This window comes from Pseudomonas moorei (assembly GCF_008801475.1).
In the GTDB taxonomy this organism is placed as follows: domain Bacteria; phylum Pseudomonadota; class Gammaproteobacteria; order Pseudomonadales; family Pseudomonadaceae; genus Aquipseudomonas; species Aquipseudomonas moorei.
This window is the reverse complement of sequence record NZ_VZPP01000006.1, coordinates 96,315-113,313: the sequence shown is the minus strand read 5'-3', so window position 1 is coordinate 113,313 and position 16,999 is coordinate 96,315. Positions and strand designations below refer to the sequence as shown.

The following is a 16,999-nucleotide window of genomic DNA, read 5'->3' as shown; positions in this document are numbered from 1 at the left end:
GAAGCGATAAAACGACCGGCGCTCAGCCTGGCATGAAGTGTGCGTTAGACCTGTTGAAGGCGCGCACTCCAACAGGTTCGGTATTCGGCCCTGCGGTTTCAAGGAGTCCACCTTGTTAAACAAAGTACTGGTTGTTGACGACGAACAGCTCCTTGCGGAAAACCTCCAGGGTTACCTGCAGGCGCAAGCGCTGGAAGTCCGGATAGCGCACAACGGTGAGACGGCGATTGGCGAAGCCGAACGCTTTTCACCCGATGTGATGGTGTTCGATTACCGCTTGCCTGATATGGAAGGTTTTGAGGTGCTCGATGCCGTCCGCCAGAACAGGAACTGTCATTTTGTGCTGATCACAGGGCACCCCACCGCAGAAGTTTGCGAGCGGGCCCGGCAACTGGGAGTCAGCCACATCCTGTTCAAACCCTTTCCCTTGGCGGAATTGGCCCGTGCAGTCTGCGATCTTCTGGGGATGAAGCGCGAACCCAAAGCAGGTGCAAGCCAATCCGAAGGATTCGTCGAACGACGCCAGAGCAGGACCGAAAGTTTCCCGCTGCAGTTGTACGACGGTAGTTGGGTGCTGGCCGATCGCCGACGAAGTTCATCGGCCGCCAGTGCGCCAGGCGACGAACAATTGCTCACCGGGGAGTAGTGGCGCGACAAGAGGTTCCGGCCCCCGCCGAAACAGCTCGCCGCGCCGACAGGGCTCAAAGCCCCGGGCGTTGGAGAGCAAGCCATGGACCGTCTATCCCTTGTTGTCGAGCCGTTGCCGTCGGAGTCTCTACCCAGCCGTTTTTCCAGTGAGCAATTAGCCCAGGCGCGGGCGCTGGCCGCCAGTTCCGGTGAACGGATCCTGGACGCCCTCGGGGAGCTCTGCGAACTGGCCCCCATGCCCTTCATCCAGTGCCTCGGCGCGACCCTGCATTATCCGGTGCTCGACACCGACAGCCTGTTTCAAGCCACCCCGGTGTTCGACCGGGTCACCCTGGCCCAATGCCTCAAGCGCGAATTCACCCTGCTGCGTCACAACGATGCGGTCATCGGCGTGTTTGCCGATCCCTTCGACACGGCCCGCCTGGCCTGGATCGATGATTGCCTGCACGGCGCGCCGCTGTACCTGGTGCATGCCGACGACCTGAAAGCCTACCTGGCGCGCCACGAAGAGAGCTTCCACGCGGTCGAATCGCTCAACGCCCAGGCTGACGCCGGCAGCGAAATCGACAACCTGCAAAGCCTGTCCCTGACCAGCATCAGCGAAGACTCCAGCGTGGTAGTCAAACTGGTCAACTCGACCCTGTACGACGCGCTGAAAATGCACGCCAGCGACATCCACCTGGGCACCACCGGCAGCGGGCTGGTGATCAAGTACCGGATCGATGGGGTGTTGAACAACATCAGCAAGATTCAGGGCAACGAGTTCGCCGAACAAGTGATTTCCCGGGTCAAGGTCATGGCCGAACTGGACATCGGCGAAAAGCGCGTGCCCCAGGACGGTCGCTTCAAGATCGGTATCAGCGGGCGGCAGATCGACTTTCGGGTGTCGATCATGCCGAGCATTTTCGGCGAGGACGCGGTGCTGCGGGTGCTCGACAAACAGGACCTGGCGGACAAGGTCTGCGGCGTGCAATTGCAAGCCCTGGGCTTCGAAGACGAAACCCTGCGCCAACTGCGCCGGCTGGCGGCCGAACCCTACGGCATGGTGCTGGTTACCGGCCCCACCGGCAGCGGCAAGACCACTACGCTGTACGCGATGATCACCGAGATCAATCACGGCGTGGACAAGATCATCACCATTGAAGACCCGGTGGAATATCAGCTGCCGGGCGTGCTGCAAATCCCGGTCAACGAAAAGAAAGGCCTGACCTTCGCCCGTGGCCTGCGCTCGATCCTGCGCCACGACCCGGACAAGATCATGGTCGGGGAAATCCGCGACCCCGACACCGCGCAAATCGCCGTGCAATCGGCACTCACCGGGCACCTGGTGTTCACCACCATTCACGCCAACAACGTGTTTGACGTGATCGGTCGCTTCACCCAGATGGAAATCGACCCCTATAGCCTGGTCAGCGCCCTCAACGCGGTGCTGGCCCAGCGCCTGATTCGCCTGGTTTGCAGCAGCTGCAGCACGGCGTACACCCCGACTGAAGAGGAATTGCAAACCTCGGGGCTCGATGCGCAGCAGGTCGCTGACTACCACTTCGTGCATGGCAAGGGCTGTGGCCATTGCCGCGGCACCGGCTACCGCGGCCGTAGCGCGATTGCCGAGCTGCTGCACCTGGACGACGAACTGCGGCAAATGATCGTCGAGCGCCAACCCATTTCGAAAATCAAGGCCCACGCCTGCAAACGTGGCTTGCGCCTGCTGCGCGAGTCGGCGCTGGAACTGGTGCAACACGGCCGGACCACTCTCGAGGAGATCAATCGTGTCACTTTTATCTCGTGAGCGTTATATCGCCGTCCTCGGCGCCAGTGGTGTCGGCCTCGGCCAGCGCCAGGGCAGTGAAACCCGCTGGCTGGGCAGTGTCGGCTTCATCGATGAAGGGTTTCATGCCTGGGCCGTGGCCCTGGAAACCCTCGACCGGCTGCTGGGCGAACATGCCCGCGCCGGTGCGGAGTTGACCGTGGTGATCTCCGGGCACTTCAGCCGGTTCTGCCTGGTGCCCTGGAGCGATCAGATCAGCAGCCCCGAAGAACTGCGCGGGTTTGCCCAACTGTGCTTCGAAGACCTCTACGGCGTACCGAGCCAACCCTGGAGCCTGGTGCTCTCGGCCGAACCGGCCGGCTACGACCGCATCGCCAGCGCGCTGCCGCAGGACTTGCTCGAACGTCTGCGCACGCTGGTCAGTGGTCGCGGCCTGAAACTGAGGTCGGTGCAGCCGTACCTGATGGCCGCGTTCAATCATTTCGACAAGAGCTTCGACGCCGGGGACTTCCTGTTCGTGGTCGCCGAACCGGTGCGCAGTGTGTTGCTGCTGGCGCGCGAAGGGCGCTGGGCGGCGGTGCGCTCGGTGGGCAGCAGTGACAGCGATGCCGCGCTGACTGCCCTGATCGGTCGCGAAAGCCAGTTGCAGGCCTCCACCAGTGAACGGCCGCTGAACGTTTACCTGCATGCGCCGGCCCGTATCGACTCACACCCCGACGTTCCCGGTGTGCACCTGCGCACCCTCGAAGAGGACCGGACAGCCGTACACGATTGCCTGTACGTCATGTCTCGGGCGGTGGCCTGACATGCGCGCCCTGATGCTCGACTTTCAACCGCGTCGTCGCGCGAGCACGCTGGGTTGGAGCCTGCTGGCCGGTGGTGTGGTGTTGGTGCTGACCTGCATCGTGATCCAGCAACACCTCAGTGAGGAGGCCGAACAACAGCAAGGTCACCTGCAGACCGCCCAGCGCGTACTCACTGGCGACACAGGCGGCAAAGTCAGCCTGACCCCGGCGGAAACCCGCGAACAGGCACAGAACCTGGCCGAGATGCGCAAGGTGTCCCAGCAATTGCGCCGCCCCTGGGAGCAGTTGTTCGCCACGCTCGAAGCCATGCCTCGGGACAATATTGCCTTGCTGACCCTGACCCCGGATGCCCGCAAGGGCCAGGTGCGGATCAGCGCCGAGGCGCGGGACCTGGACGCCATGCTCGACTTTCACCGACGCCTCGAAGCCAGCGACGAGCTGTCCGACGTGTCGCTGCTCAGCCACGAAATCGTCGCCAACGTGCCGGAACACCCGGTGCAATTCAACTTGTCGGCTACCTGGGAGATTGGCGATGCAAATCCCTAGATTGATCGTCCACGAGTACCTGCAAAGCCTCGGCGTGCCGGGTCTGGCAGGGCTGGCGATGGTGGTGCTGGCGCTGACCTATGGCCTTGCCGGGCTGTTGCCGGATTGGCAGTCCGTGCAGCAGCTCAGTCAGCAGACCCGCGAAGCCAGCGAATACCTGGCCAAGGTCGAAGACGGCACGGTGGCCGCGCCGGTGGTGCCGCAACGGCAACTGGATGATTTCCGCAGCAAGTTGCCGACCCAGCCCCAGGCCACGGTGGCCATCGACAAGATCTACGCGCTGGCCGCCCAGGAACACATCACCCTGGCCCGGGGTGAGTATTCCCTGGGCATCGATCCGAAAACCCACCTGGCGCGCTATCAGATCCTGCTGCCGGTGCGGGGCAGCTACCCGCAACTGCGGCGCTTCCTGCACGCCTTGCTCGGCCAGTTGCCGGCGGTGGTGCTGGAGGACGTGGAGTTCCAGCGCAAGAAGATCGCCGACACCGACCTGACCGGGCGGATCCGCATGACCCTTTACCTGTCGAGGTCATGATGAACAACAAACGCGCAGTGGGCTGGGTAGCGTTCTTGTCCGTGGCGGCGGCGCTGGCCTGGTTGCCCGATTACTTCAAATCGGCCGACGACACCGGGGCTGACGTGGCCGTAGTGGCCACGCCGGCCAAAGGCAAAGCCGGTGGCGCGTCGTCAGCCACGCAAGCCGCTGGTGTGTCGAGCGCCATCAAGGACCTGAGCCCGGCCGGCGATCTGTTCGCCGCCCGCAGCTGGAAACCGGCGCCGACACTCGCCAGCGTCACTGAAACAGCGGTCAACGTCGCCCCGGTGGTCCAGGCCCCTACTGCACCGGCTTTGCCTTTCCAGTTCATTGGTCGGCTGGATGATCGCAGCGACCTGCAAGTGTTCTTGCAGAACGGCGAAAAAATATACGTCGTACGCAAAGGGGATGTGATCGACGAAACATGGAAGATCGAGGGGATTTCCGACAGGGAACTGAGCCTGGTCTATCTGCCTCTGCATTTGTCCCAGACGCTGTCTGTGGGGAGCGCGCAATGAACAAATCCCGTTTGCTGATGAGCTTTTGTCTCTGTGCAGGTCTGGCGGCGTGCAGCTCGGCACAGATTGCCAAGGAAGAGGCGACCCAACTGATGGAGTCGGGCCAATACGAAGCGGGCCTGGCCAGGATCGAGGAGGGCTTGCGGGAAAACCCTCGTGATACCGAGCTGCACCTGGCGCTCAATCACGGTCGCGCCCGGGCGGTGACGGCGCTGCTGACCCAGGGCGACATGGATCGCGCCCAGCGTGATTTCGCTTCGGCCCGCATGGCGTACGGCCGGGTGTTGACCATCGAGCCGAACAACCGTCGGGCGCAGGACGCGATGCGCCAGCTCGAACACATGCGCAGCCTCGATGAAAAACTCGAACTGGCCCGAGGCGACCTGCGTCGCGGCGACATCTATGGTGCCGAACGCCAGGTCAAACAGATCCTCGAACTGGACCCGAACAACGAAGGCGCCCTGGAACTGCAAGGCAATATCCGCCTGGTGCAGAGCCGCAACGTGGTGCCTTATCCGCAACTGCGGACCCGCCTGGACCGGCCGGTGACCCTGGAATTTCGCGATGCCAACCTCAAGACCATTTTCGAGGTGCTGTCCCAGGTCGCCGGGTTGAACTTCATCTTTGACAAGGACCTGCGCCCGGACATGAAAGCCACGATCTTCGTGCGTGACGTGCGCATCGAAGATGCCGTGGAACTGCTGCTGCAACAGAACCAGTTGCACCAGAAAGTGGTGAACGAAAACACCCTGCTGATCTACCCGGACTCGCCGCAGAAGCTCAAGGACTACCAGGAGTTGGTGATGCGCACCTTCTACCTGACCAGCATCGATGCCAACACGGCGCTGAACATGGTCAAGACCATGCTCAAGACCCGCGACGTGTTCGTAGATGAACGCCTCAATACCCTGACCATGCGCGACACCGGGGACGCCATCCGCATGGCGGAAAAACTCCTGCAATCCCAGGATCAGTCCAACCCCGAGGTGGTGCTGGAAGTGGAAGTGATGGAAGTCGCCCGCCAGCGCATCCTCGACCTCGGCCTGCAATGGCCCAACACCTTTGGCGTGGTCAACGGCGACGGCTCGCCCGTGACCATTCTCGATCAGCTCAAGGGCATCGACTCCAGCCGGATCACCATCAATCCTTCGCCACAGGCCAAGATCAACGCCCAGGACAAGGACATCAATACCCTGGCCAGCCCGGTGATCCGCGTAAGCAACCGTGAACAGGCGCGCATTCACATCGGTCAGCGGGTGCCGATCATCAGCGCCACCTCGGTACCTTCGACCCAGGGACCGGTGATCACCGAAAGCGTGACTTACCTCGACGTCGGTTTGAAGCTGGAAGTTCAGCCGACCGTGCACCTGAACAACGAGGTGGCGATCAAGGTCGCCCTGGAAGTCAGTAACGCCACGCCGCTGGAGCCGACCCGCCAGGGCACCATCCCGGTCCAGGTCGATACCCGCAACGCCCAGACCACGCTGCGTCTGCATGACGGCGAAACCCAGATCCTCGCCGGCCTGGTGCGTAACGACCATGGCAGCACCGGCAACAAGATCCCCGGTCTTGGCGACATCCCCGGCCTGGGCCGCCTGTTCGGCAGCAACAAGGACGACATCAGCAAATCCGAGCTGGTGCTGTCGATCACCCCGAGGATCGTGCGCAACCTGCCGTACCAGAGCCCGTCGGACATGGAGTTCAGCACCGGCACCGAAACCAGCATGCACATCCAGGCGCCGGACCGTTCGAAGGTCGAAGTCGAAGAGGTTCGCGCCAATGGCATGAGTGCACCGATCGCGACCACCGTAACCGTCGGGAAGCCTTGATCATGAACGCCTCGCAACGCGGTTTTACCCTGATCGAAGTCGTGGTGACGCTCGCCCTGGTCGGCCTTCTGGCCGGCCTGGCCGCGCCGCTGACCGAGACCGTGGTGCGCCGGGGCAAAGAGCAGGAACTGCGCACGGCGCTGTACCAGATTCGCGATGCCATCGACGCCTACAAACGGGCGTTCGACGCCGGTTACATCGAAAAGTCCCTCGACAGCAGCGGCTATCCGCCGAACCTGAAAGTGCTGGTGGAGGGCGTGCGTGACGTGCGCAGCGCCAAGGGTGCCAAGTTCTATTTCCTGCGGCGCGTGCCCCACGATCCGTTGGCTCCGAGCAAGCGTGACGACGACGGTGGTTGGGGCTTGCGCGCCTATGACAGCACGGCTCAAAACCCACGGGAGGGTGTAGACGTCTACGACGTTTACTCCAAGGCCCGGGGCAAGGGTCTCAATGGCATCGCTTACCGGGAGTGGTGAATCTATGCGCCGGGAAAAGGGTTTTACCCTGTTGGAGTTGATGGTGGTCATGGCAATCATCGCGACCCTGATGACCATTGCCTTGCCGCGTTATTTCAACAGCCTCGAAGCCTCGAAAGAGACCACCCTGCGCCAGAGCCTCTCGGCCATGCGCGAAGCCCTCGATCACTACTACGGCGACACCGGGCGTTATCCCGATTCCATTGAGCAAATGGTCGAACAGCGCTATCTGCGCAACCAGCCAATGGACCCGATTGCCGAACGCAAGGACGCCTGGGTCCTGGTCGCGCCGCCCGATGGCGTACAGGGCGGTGTGGCCGATATCAAGAGCGGAGCCACCGGGAGGGCGCGTGATGGCAGCCTCTATTCCGAGTGGTAAGCCTGCTGCGCAGGGCGGTTTCACCTACCTGGGTGTGCTGCTGCTGATCATGGTGATGGGCATGGGCCTGGCCAGTGCCGGCGAGATGTGGGCCACCGCCTCGCGCCGCGACCGTGAACGCCAGTTGCTATGGGTCGGCACGCAGTACGCCCAGGCCTTGCGCAGCTATTACCGCAGTTCGCCCGGTGTGGCCCAGTACCCCAAAGAACTCGCCGACCTGCTGCAGGACGAGCGCTTTCCCAACCCGAAACACCATCTGCGTCAGCTGTATCCGGACCCGATCGGCGGCGGCGAGTGGGCCCTGATGCGCGGCTTCGACGGGCGCATCACCGGCCTTAGCAGCGCCTCCACGGAAAAACCGTTGAAACAGGCGAATTTCCCCAGCCAGTGGTCGGACTTCAACGGCATGGCCAGCTACAAGGACTGGCAGTTCGTGGCCGAGAAGGCCTTCCTCGATGGCAGCTCGGGGCCGGCCAAAGGCCAGAGCAAAGCCCCTCAGGCGTTGCAGCCATGAAGCGCTTGTGCCTGGCCTTGATCCTGCTGCTGAGCAGCGCTGTCGCTTCGGCCGGCGAGGAGGACGAAATGCTCGGTTTCATCGTCGACGACACGATCTCGCACATCGGCCACGACTTTTACTACGCGTTCAGTGAACGCCTGCGCGCCACCAGCCCGATGGATTTCAACCTGGTGGTACGCGAACGGCCTTCGGCTCGCTGGGGCAGCCTGGTGACCGTGGAATATCAACAGCGTTTGGTTTATCGGCGCTTCCTGCCGCCGAACACCGTGGACCTCAAGGACGACGCCTATGCCGCCGCCGACTGGGTACGCGGGCAGGTTGTCCAGCGCAAGCTGGAAGCCTTGTTGCAGGACACCACGGACCTTGAGAGGGACGAACTATGAAAACGAACACTGTCTCGCGGCACCTCGGGCTCTGGTTGCTCGGGCTGGGAAGTTGTGGGTTGGTCCAGGCCACCGAATTGGTGTACACGCCGATCAACCCGTCGTTTGGCGGCAACCCGTTGAACGGCACCTGGCTGCTCAACAACGCCCAGGCGCAAAACGACCACGACGACCCGGACTTGAAGGATCGCACCACCGTGGCCGGGACATCGGCCCTGGAGCGGTTCAGCAGTCAATTGCAATCGAGGTTGCTGGGGCAACTGCTGGACAACATTTCCACCGGCAATACGGGAAGCCTGTCCACCGACGCCTTTATCGTCAACGTCGTCGACGACTCAGGGCAATTGACGATTGAAGTGACCGACCGGGCTACTGGCGAGCTCTCGGAAATCAAGGTGAATGGCCTGAACTGATAGGGATTGGGTCGATGGGGAGTTAGGGACATGAAAAAAATAATTGTGCTGGGGCTGATGTTGGCGGCATTACAAGGGTGCGGTCTGCGCGAGCCGATGTCGGCCGAGCAGGACACCGAAACCCCGACCCTGACCCCCAGGGCCTCGACCTACTACGACTTGTTGAACATGCCACGACCCAAGGGCCGGTTGATGGCCGTGGTCTATGGTTTCCGCGATCAGACCGGGCAGTACAAGCCGACCCCGGCCAGTTCTTTTTCCACCAGCGTGACCCAGGGCGCGGCGAGCATGCTGATGGACGCCTTGCAGGCCAGTGGCTGGTTTGTGGTGCTGGAGCGTGAAGGGCTGCAGAACCTGCTGACCGAGCGCAAGATCATCCGCGCCTCGCAGAAGAAGCCGAACACCCCGGTGAACATTCAGGGCGAGCTGCCGCCATTGCAGGCGGCGAACATGATGCTCGAGGGCGGCATTATCGCCTACGACACCAACGTGCGCAGCGGCGGGGAAGGGGCGCGCTACCTGGGCATCGACATTTCCCGGGAGTATCGCGTGGATCAGGTCACGGTCAACCTGCGGGCGGTGGACGTGCGCAGCGGGCAGGTGCTGGCCAACGTGATGACCAGCAAGACCATCTACTCCGTGGGCCGCAGTGCCGGGGTGTTCAAGTTCATCGAGTTCAAGAAGTTGCTTGAGGCTGAAGTGGGCTACACCACCAACGAACCGGCGCAGTTGTGTGTGTTGTCGGCGATCGAGGCGGCGGTGGGGCATTTGCTGGCCCAGGGCATTGAGCGGCGTTTGTGGCAGGTGGCCGGGGATAATTCGCCGGACACTAATGCGACGCTGGATCGCTACCTGACGCAGAACAAGGTGGATCCTGAGGGGCAGGGGGAGTGAGGTTGGGTGGTTGCTCGCAGGTGTAGTCCGATCGACTGTGGGAAGGTGTACCCGGTCTATTGTGGGAGCTGGCTAGTCGGGGCGCCGCATCGCAGCGATGGCGGCCTGACAGCCGACCTGTGTGGTGTTGACCGCGTACATATCCGTTGCTGCGGTAACGGCGGCTTAGGGTTTCGCCCTTACGGCGAGTCCCTTTTGTCAAACGCCACAAAAGGAACCAAAAGGTCTCGCCCCGGCGTCCGGCCCCTCGCTAAGGCTCGGCGTTCCTTCGCTGCGGTATCCATCCGGGGACACTGCCCTCCGGTTGGCTTCGCTTCAACCTACATGCAGCGTGTTCGACTGCGTCGAACGGCGCTGCGCGCCACTCCCCGGATGCACACCTCCACTCAGCCTCCCGAAGGGGCGGGTGGATCAAGATCAAGAGCTGCAGGCGAGCTAACGCTCGGCCTGATGAGTGGTGAGGAGCGGGGTGGCGCGCGTTGCTGTGCCTTTCTGTAGGAGCGAGCCTGCTCGCGATGAACGTCCGTGCAACGCGGGCATTCAGACAGCCCGCGTCATCGATGACGATGGCGGCCTCACAGCCAACCAATTACCCGCAGGTGCAACCGATCCACTGTGGCGAGCGAGCTTGCTCGCGCTGGGTTACGAAGTAGCCCCATAGCTGACGATTGCGTTTTGTCTGACACACCGCATTCATCGGGTTTGGGGTTGCTTGCAACCCAGCGCGAGCAAGCTCGCTCGCCACAGGGATCTATGTTTGTCAGAACGGGCTGTAGGACTTGGAGTGAAGCTGCGTCACCTTGCGTCGTTGCCTACAACTACGCCAGAATCCGCCGGCTTGTGCGCTTTGGCCCTGATCTCTATCGTTTTCATGTCGCTACCCATTCAGCGACCGGGTTTAGCGACCCGATCAGGTATAAGCGCATCAACGCTCCAGTTTCGATGGCATGCTTGTAAGTGTGCAATTTTCGACATGGTGGCTGTGCGTGGGAGGCCCTCGGGTCTGCCGGGTCTTATACCTCCCGGTTCGCTAACCTGCGTACAGCTGCCACCCTTGCTTGTTTAGCGACAGGTATTGGTGGTTTCACCAGGTATAAAGGAGCTCCACCATGCCCAAACCCACCCCCAATCCCCCCGAATCAAATACCGACAGCACGACCCCCAGCCTCCACCTCAAACCCACCCTCCTGCAATCCAGCACTCCCCACACCCCGAGCAAGATGTTCCTCATCGCCCCCGACATCGACACCGAGAGCCTGCTGGCCCACGCCTGCGAATCACTGGCGTCCGCGAGCATCATGGCCACCGACTTCGCGACCTTCGTGGACGGGCCGCAGCGCAGCATGTTGTTGGGTATCCAGCAGGTGATCATGCTGGCCGAGCTGTCGGTGAACCGCGCACCGGATAACCTCGCTCCGCCCGGTTGAACACTGATCCATTGTGGCGAGCGAGCTTGCTCGCGCTGGGTTGCGAAGCGACCCCAAACCCGGTGAATGCGGTTTATCAGACAAAACGCAATCAACAGCTATGGGACTGCTTCGCAACCCAGCGTGACGGTGCGGCGTTCCGACAAGCTCGCTCGCCACAGATGTTTTGCGATCCATAAAAAACGCGACCCCACAAAGGGCCGCGTTTTTTCACATCATTCAACTTCCGCAAAAACAGTCGCCGAGATAGCCGGATCAACTGAACGCGCGATTACCGGTGCTAAACAATACACGCCTATCAGTTCTGCTAGGTCACAACCAGAGCGACGTCACAGATACTCGTGCTCTCGGACATTGAAAACCGGAGCACACCATGATTTCCCCCCAGCAGAACCAGCTCTGCTCCTATCGCTACGATCCTTTGGATCGCCTGGTCAGCCAGGCCAAACCGCAAGAGTCCACGCTTCAACGCTTTTATTGTAAAAGTCGCGTGACCACTGAAGTTCAGGGCACATTGCACCACTCAATCGTCCAGCACGATGAGCAGCTATTGGCACAACAACAGCGCCAGGACGGTGTAAGCGACACCATGTTGCTTGCCACGGATCAACAACGCTCGATACTCCATACGCTCAAACCAAATCATCAGCGACAACCCTTCACGTATTCACCCTACGGTTATCGCCAACTTGGAAATGGCTTGCTCAGCTTGCTGGGTTTCAACGGCGAACGACTGAATCCGGTAATCGGGCATTATTTGTTGGGTAACGGTTATCGGGCATTTAATTCGGTGTTGATGCGGTTCAACAGTCCGGACAGTTTGAGTCCATTTGGAAAGGGAGGGATAAATTCGTATACGTATTGTTTGGGGGACCCGGTTAATCGGTATGACCCAGATGGACATGTTTCCCAATTTATAAAAGCTGGACTGTTAGCTTGGAAGAGTCGCGCAGCTGCCAAAATAACAGCCAGAATAAATGAGGCAAAAATTGTAGCAAAAACAGGGACTATAAACATGTGGGAGAGTGGGGGGGCGAGGACATTAAAATCTGGAGTGACGCCATTGCAAGCGGTCGAGGCTCGTGATCTGGCGCTCCGCCTTGATTTTTTGGGTAGCAGCAAGCCCCGTCGCAACGCGAAATTTTTTAATGATCTGTCCAGTGCAAAAAGAGAAAGCGAATATCTGCAAAAAATGACAGGGATAGCAGCTGATCAGAATGATCACGTTAAACTGCTAAATTATATTAAGAGCCTGTCCACGGATAGACAGGAAGCAATTAACTACACAAGGTTGAACGACGCAGCGCAAGGAAGGTTTGATCGTGAAGTTTCGCTAATGAACCGCCCCAGCGTCAACGCAGCGCAACAGTATCTTAAGGAGTATCACGCAGTCATTAATCCCAATAGCAACGCATTTAGTGCCGAAGCTGCTCGAGTTCGAAGTGCACACTTCATCAGACTCAAGTAGATAAAACTCGCAAGCACGTTCAATTTCGGAGGTTGTCAGTCAACCATAATATGGTTCGAACGTATCAAGCCCACTAAACCGTGACCCTCTCTCAAGGGTCGCGGTTTTTTTTCACCCCACGCACTTACTTCTGCAACACCGTCGCCGAGTTCGCCGAACCAAACTGCTGCACGCTGGCGGTCTGCGCCATGCCGCTCTGATCAACACTGGCAATGTTGCCAGTGCCGCCCTGGGTCACATAAGCCACGTTCATGCTGTCAGCCTGCTTGATGGTGATGACGTTGTCGTCGCCATACAGCTGCGCGGTGAACGCCTGGTTGCCGCTGCCTTCCTGGTTGAACTCGGTGCTGTTGCCGCTGCCGTTGCTGCTGCCCTGGGCCAGGTTGTTGGTGCCGCGCTGGTCGGCGATGAGGATGTTGTCGCTGCCATTCTGGTCGAAGTACAGCTCGTTATAGGAATCGGCCTGGGTCACGGTGGTTTTGTTGCCGGTGCCGGTCTGGTTGGTGGTCATGATGTGGCCGACGCCGTTCTGGGTGAAGTTGGCGACGTTGTTGGTGCCGTTCTGGTTGACGGTCGCCCGTTGGTTGCTGCCGAACTGGCCACCTTTCTGCGGGCCTTTCCAGTTGCTGGCGTAGACCTTGTTGCCGGTACCCGAGGAGGTGGCGTTGAGCACATGGCTGTCGCCGCTCTGGTAGGTGAAATGCACGTTGCTCGTGCCGGTTTGATAGAGCGCCAGGGTCGAGCCGACGGAGTCGAACTGGTCGGCGTAGATCGCGTTGAGGTCGCCGACTTGCATCACATTGGCGACGTTGTTTTCGCCGAAGCTCTGGTCGACCACGGTTTCGTTGGTCTGCCCGTATTGGGTGACGGTGGCCTTGGCGCCGATCTGGGTGTCTTGCCAGACTTCGGTGCCGTTGCCGTCGCCGTACTGGTTGATGCTCAGGTTGCCACCGGTGCCGCTGCGCTGGTCGCCATAGGCATAGTTGGTGTTGCCGGCCTGGTTGATGTCGATCTGGCCGCCCATCTGGCCGATCTGTTCGGCTGTCGCGTAGTTGGTGGTGCCGTACTGGATGATCACGGCGTTGTTGCCCGTGCCCAGTTGAATCTGTTCGATGTTGGCTTCGTTGCTGTCGCCGTACTGGTAGGTCTTGGCGGTGGTGCCTTCCTGACTGTCCTGGTAGATGAACGAGAAGTTGCCAGTGCCTTCCTGTTGCTGCAGGGCTTCGCCGCCACCGACACCGATCGACTGGCTGGCATGGCTGGTGTTGAAACTGCCGCTCTGGTTCTGGGTGATGGTGCTGTTGTCCTCGAACAACTGCTCGGCATAGCCGGCGTTGTAGTCGCCGACCTGGGTCTGGCTGATGGTGCTGGTGGCCGTGTCTTGCACGGCGGCCGCATCATTGCCCTGGCCAGTTTGCTGCTGGGTGGCGGTGCTGAATGGCGCCGAGGTCTGCTTCACATCGGCGATGTTGGCGGTACCGGACTGGTTCTGCGTGGACACGCTGTCGTCGGCAAGGGCCTGGGCACTGACAATGACCAGGATGGCGGCGGTGAGGGGCGTCAGTTTGAACATGGTGAAACCTCCAAGTGGTGCAGTGCTTTAGCGATATTGTTTGACCGATACGCTCATGCCGTTGCCGGCCTGGGTGACGGCGCTTTGCTGTCCTGAGCCGGCCTGTTCGATGCTGGCGTCGTTGTTGTTGCCGTTCTGGGCGATTTGCGCGCGGTTGTGGCTGCCGCTCTGGATGATCGAAGCGGCGTTGCCCGAACCTTGCTGGGTGATCAATGCCATCAGGTCGCTGCCTTGTTGCAGGATGAAAGCTTCCTGATTGCTGCCCGACTGCACGATCTGGCCGAGCAGCGACTGACCGTTCTGCTGCAACAGCGCGATGTTGGCCTGGCCGTTCTGGTCGATCAGTGCGTGCTGGCCGATCGGTGGTGGCAGCTCGCCGAGATCGGCGGCAGGGGCCAGGTCGTCGTTCTCCATCAAATCGTCGGCGCGCACACCTGCACTGCTGCAAAGCAGAAGCAGGCAGAGCAGGGTGGCGGTCGACAGGTTCATGGCGTTGTCCTGTGGGAAGCGGCCAGCCCCATCGACCCGGGAGTCGATGGGGCAAGGGCTCAGTTGGAGATCACCGACACGGTGCGCACGGTGCCTTGGGACGAGGTGATGGTGGCTGTCGGGTTCGCCGACGGAATCACCGTGGTGGTGTTGTTCACTGTCAGTCTCCAGCGACCGGTCACCGGCACCGTGGTAGTGCCCAGGGTTTGCAGCCCGGTCGGGGTGCTGACCTGGATGGTGATGGTGTTGCCGGTGGTCACCGATGAGGTACCCGCGAAGTCCCAGGTGAAGCGGTTGTTGGAACGGGCGGACACCGTGGCCGTGGTCACCGTGAAGGTTTCCGCAGCAGGCCGTGGCGAGACTTGCACCGTGACCGTGGCCGGCGTCGTCGACACAGCACCGAAGCTGTCCCGGGCGAAGTAGCTGAAGGTCGTGGTGAAGGCCGTGGTGATCGTGGCCGGTGGGGTGTAGGTCAGGACCGTGCCATTACTGCTGACGGTGCCGCGACCTGTCGGTGGTTGGGTGAAGCTGGCGACGGCGAGCGGTACGTTGCCTTCCGGATCGGTATCGTTGGCCAGCACGCTGATCGGAATCGCCACACCCAGGGTCGCGACGCTGTCGGCGACGGCTACCGGAGGCTGGTTGGGCGCCACGGTAATGGTCACCGTCGCAGGATTGGCCGAGGCCAGGCCTTTGACGTCTTGAGCCTTGTAGGTGAAGGTCGTGGTCAGTGGTGCATTGACCACGGCTGGCGGGGTGTAGATGACGGCGGTCGATCCGCTCAATGCCACCGTGCCCTGGCCGGCGGCCGGTTGAGTGAGCGCGGTGATGCTCAGCGGCACGTTGCCATCCGGGTCGTTGTCGTTGGCCAGCAGGTTGAGGGTGATCGGCACGCCGAAGCTGGTGCTGCCGCTGTCGGCCACGGCGATCGGCGCCTGGTTCTCGCCACTGTCCGGTGCGGTACCGACCACCACCACCGGCTCGGTGTCGCTGCCGCCGGCGGCGGATTTGACGGTGACCGTGGCCGGTGGTTGTGGCAGATCCGCCACGGTCAGGCTTTGCAGGGTGCCGGACTTCGACAGTCGGCCATGGCCTTGAGCGACCATGTCCGGAACCGCCACTTCGTCGCTGGACGTCGCCTCGATCAGCAGGCTGTGATTGCTCCAGTTGTAGCGAGCCGTCTGGATTTTCACCAGGTCACTGAGCTTGCTCGACACGGCGGTCGGGCGAGTGGAGCCGGTCGGGTTGGTGGCGGTGAGCACCACCACCGCAGGCACGGGGCCGTTGAAAAGGCGCTGGCCGAAGAACAATCCGGTACCGTCGCCGACCAGGTTGGTCAGGCAGGGGCTTGGCGGTGGGCCTGGGACCAGGGCGACGGTTTCGCGGAAGCACAGCGTGGAGCTGTTGTCGGCTTTGCCGAAGACTTCGACCCGGGTGCTGGTGCTGGTGCCGGTGCCCGATGTGGTGCGGCGGTAGGTGGCGCGGTTGAGTTCGACCGCGGTCTGCGCCCGGTTATCGAGGACTTTGCCGGACACGGTGAAGAGGTTGGTCTCGATGGTCCCGGCGGGGCCCTGGATGCGCACGAAGTTGGTGTTGTTGGGGCTGCCGGTGACCTGTTCGGTGAGGTTCGGGTCGCCGACGAAGGTCTCGATGGCCCCGGTGTCGGGGTTCACTTCGGTGTAGGGCCCGTTGACGCTGCGCAGGAATGGCCCGATCGCACCGTTCAATGCACCGTTGAAAACCCCCGGTGCCCCGACGCCGATGTCCCGGGTGATATTGATGGCGCGCCGTCCGGGCGTGGTGACGTTGACCGTTTCAACACCATAGGGATGGGTGATGGTGTAGGTGCCGGCTACAGGCACGTTGATCCGCATGCGGATCCGCGCAAAGCTGATTTGATCGCCATCGAGTGGGCTGCCTCCGGCGAATGCCGCTTCGACGCCCGCCACGTAGGCATCCATTCCATAGCCGGCGGCGTTGTTGGGAATGGTGGCGTCGGCGAGGAACCAGAACGATTCGTCTGGCCAGTTATCCGGGAACACCATCGGCAAGGTGTCGTCGAAAATGCCCGGAGTCGGCAGCAGGGTGCACATGTAGGCCGGTGGTGTGGCAGCCGCCACCCGCGAGCTCACGGCCCGGGACTGGCACAGTTCCATCGACAGCAGGTTGTTGTCCTGATACCAGATCGGGAATTTCCCGGTGGCAAAGGTATAGGGGCCAGGGTCGACGGCAGCGAGTTGCGCGAAAGCACTGCCGGACAGCGAAAGAGTCAGTCCCAGGGCGTTGAGCGCCAGGCGTGGCCAATTGTTCATGATGCCTCCTGATGGGGA

General features: G+C 61.3%; 18 protein-coding genes. 15 read left to right on the top strand and 3 right to left on the bottom strand.

What is annotated here, in order from left to right:
- The first annotated feature begins 112 nt into the window (after window positions 1-112).
- The 15 genes from F7R06_RS12840 to F7R06_RS12770 all read left to right on the top strand — a co-directional run bounded on the left by F7R06_RS12840 (window position 113) and on the right by F7R06_RS12770 (window position 12,607).
- Entirely contained in the window at window positions 113-646 is a 534-nt protein-coding gene (locus F7R06_RS12840) for a response regulator (RefSeq protein WP_090319235.1), read from the top strand.
- A gap of 84 nt (window positions 647-730) precedes the next feature.
- Window positions 731-2,437 (top strand): GspE/PulE family protein, encoded by a 1,707-nt coding sequence (locus tag F7R06_RS12835; RefSeq protein WP_090319238.1) that lies wholly within the window; start codon window positions 731-733, stop codon window positions 2,435-2,437.
- On the top strand, window positions 2,418-3,221 hold the full coding sequence (locus F7R06_RS12830; RefSeq protein ID WP_090319241.1) for a hypothetical protein: 804 nt from the start codon (window positions 2,418-2,420) through the stop codon (window positions 3,219-3,221). The genes F7R06_RS12835 and F7R06_RS12830 overlap by 20 nt, the downstream gene beginning before the upstream one ends.
- A gap of 1 nt (window position 3,222) precedes the next feature.
- Complete coding sequence (locus F7R06_RS12825) at window positions 3,223-3,768, top strand: PilN domain-containing protein (protein ID WP_090319245.1); 546 nt, start codon at window positions 3,223-3,225, stop codon at window positions 3,766-3,768.
- On the top strand, window positions 3,755-4,303 hold the full coding sequence (locus F7R06_RS12820; RefSeq protein ID WP_090319248.1) for a pilus assembly protein PilO: 549 nt from the start codon (window positions 3,755-3,757) through the stop codon (window positions 4,301-4,303). Before F7R06_RS12825 ends, F7R06_RS12820 begins: the two co-directional genes overlap by 14 nt.
- Window positions 4,303-4,821 carry a hypothetical protein gene (locus F7R06_RS12815; protein ID WP_090319252.1) on the top strand — a complete coding sequence of 173 codons (519 nt, stop codon included), beginning with the start codon at window positions 4,303-4,305 and terminating at the stop codon, window positions 4,819-4,821. Before F7R06_RS12820 ends, F7R06_RS12815 begins: the two co-directional genes overlap by 1 nt.
- A complete protein-coding gene (locus tag F7R06_RS12810) occupies window positions 4,818-6,650 on the top strand; it encodes a secretin N-terminal domain-containing protein (protein ID WP_090319254.1) in 1,833 nt (610 codons plus the stop codon). Before F7R06_RS12815 ends, F7R06_RS12810 begins: the two co-directional genes overlap by 4 nt.
- Before the next feature lie 2 nt (window positions 6,651-6,652).
- Window positions 6,653-7,126: a type II secretion system protein gene (locus F7R06_RS12805; RefSeq protein ID WP_090319257.1), complete on the top strand. Its 474-nt coding sequence runs from the start codon at window positions 6,653-6,655 to the stop codon at window positions 7,124-7,126.
- Between the two features lie 4 nt (window positions 7,127-7,130).
- Window positions 7,131-7,505: a type II secretion system protein gene (locus F7R06_RS12800; protein ID WP_047530667.1), complete on the top strand. Its 375-nt coding sequence runs from the start codon at window positions 7,131-7,133 to the stop codon at window positions 7,503-7,505.
- Window positions 7,480-8,019 (top strand): type II secretion system protein, encoded by a 540-nt coding sequence (locus F7R06_RS12795; RefSeq protein WP_090319261.1) that lies wholly within the window; start codon window positions 7,480-7,482, stop codon window positions 8,017-8,019. The genes F7R06_RS12800 and F7R06_RS12795 overlap by 26 nt, the downstream gene beginning before the upstream one ends.
- Window positions 8,016-8,405, top strand: coding sequence for a curli production assembly/transport protein CsgE (gene csgE / locus F7R06_RS12790; RefSeq protein WP_090319264.1), 390 nt, complete (start codon window positions 8,016-8,018; stop codon window positions 8,403-8,405). Before F7R06_RS12795 ends, csgE begins: the two co-directional genes overlap by 4 nt.
- Window positions 8,402-8,818: a curli assembly protein CsgF gene (locus F7R06_RS12785; protein WP_090319267.1), complete on the top strand. Its 417-nt coding sequence runs from the start codon at window positions 8,402-8,404 to the stop codon at window positions 8,816-8,818. The genes csgE and F7R06_RS12785 overlap by 4 nt, the downstream gene beginning before the upstream one ends.
- Before the next feature lie 30 nt (window positions 8,819-8,848).
- Entirely contained in the window at window positions 8,849-9,712 is an 864-nt protein-coding gene (locus tag F7R06_RS12780) for a CsgG/HfaB family protein (RefSeq protein WP_090319270.1), read from the top strand.
- A 1,109-nt stretch (window positions 9,713-10,821) separates the two neighbouring features.
- A complete protein-coding gene (locus tag F7R06_RS12775) occupies window positions 10,822-11,139 on the top strand; it encodes a DUF6124 family protein (protein ID WP_090319273.1) in 318 nt (105 codons plus the stop codon).
- Between the two features lie 373 nt (window positions 11,140-11,512).
- Window positions 11,513-12,607 carry an RHS repeat-associated core domain-containing protein gene (locus F7R06_RS12770; RefSeq protein ID WP_090319276.1) on the top strand — a complete coding sequence of 365 codons (1,095 nt, stop codon included), beginning with the start codon at window positions 11,513-11,515 and terminating at the stop codon, window positions 12,605-12,607.
- 124 nt (window positions 12,608-12,731) lie between these two features.
- Here F7R06_RS12770 and F7R06_RS12765 read toward each other — a convergent pair whose 3' ends face one another.
- From F7R06_RS12765 to F7R06_RS12755, 3 genes are read right to left on the bottom strand one after another with little or no spacing between them, the layout of a single operon-like run.
- The gene (locus F7R06_RS12765; protein WP_090319279.1) at window positions 12,732-14,180 is read right to left on the bottom strand and encodes a curlin; all 1,449 of its coding nucleotides are present in this window, start codon (window positions 14,178-14,180) and stop codon (window positions 12,732-12,734) included.
- A gap of 27 nt (window positions 14,181-14,207) precedes the next feature.
- Window positions 14,208-14,669, bottom strand: coding sequence for a curlin (locus F7R06_RS12760; RefSeq protein WP_090319283.1), 462 nt, complete (start codon window positions 14,667-14,669; stop codon window positions 14,208-14,210).
- A 59-nt stretch (window positions 14,670-14,728) separates the two neighbouring features.
- Window positions 14,729-16,981: an Ig-like domain-containing protein gene (locus tag F7R06_RS12755; protein ID WP_090319286.1), complete on the bottom strand. Its 2,253-nt coding sequence runs from the start codon at window positions 16,979-16,981 to the stop codon at window positions 14,729-14,731.
- Between the last annotated feature and the right edge of the window lie 18 nt (window positions 16,982-16,999).